1 protein-coding gene is annotated in these 400 nt (G+C 43.0%); it reads left to right on the top strand.

What is annotated here, in order from left to right:
• Positions 1–319 (top strand): MBL fold metallo-hydrolase RNA specificity domain-containing protein (locus AB4486_RS24030; RefSeq protein ID WP_372119119.1); only part of this gene is annotated, 319 nt, incomplete at its 5' end.
• Positions 320–400: the final 81 nt, after the last annotated feature.

The following is a 400-nucleotide window of genomic DNA, read 5'->3' as shown; positions in this document are numbered from 1 at the left end:
GATAATGAACTACTTATCTGCCTTGCTTCCCGATAAACGAACCGATGTAATTTTAGCGAGCTATCAAGCGCACGGGACGCTCGGACGAGAGCTGCAACAAGGCGAAATGCAGGTTTCTATTGATAACAAAGACGTTGAGGTTAATGCTCAAATTCATGGCATGTCTGGCTATTCTGCCCATGCTGATAAAGAGGATCTTTACCAATTTATAGACGGCATCGCGACTCCACCGAAAGAGGTGCATTTGATTCACGGCGAGCCAAATACTCAGTCTGAGTTCGCTAAAGAATTACAGGCGCGAGGGTTCGTAGTTGTTTGAAACATGCATCAAATTAACAACTTTTACTAGGTAGATATTAAGGCCTCAATTATCAAACCTTCAAAAGCCATAGTCTCATAG

Source organism: Vibrio sp. 10N.222.55.C6 (genome assembly GCF_041473395.1).
GTDB lineage: Bacteria > Pseudomonadota > Gammaproteobacteria > Enterobacterales > Vibrionaceae > Vibrio > Vibrio crassostreae_C.
The sequence above is the reverse complement of the archived record's forward strand: the minus strand, read 5'-3'. Positions and strand labels throughout refer to the sequence as shown.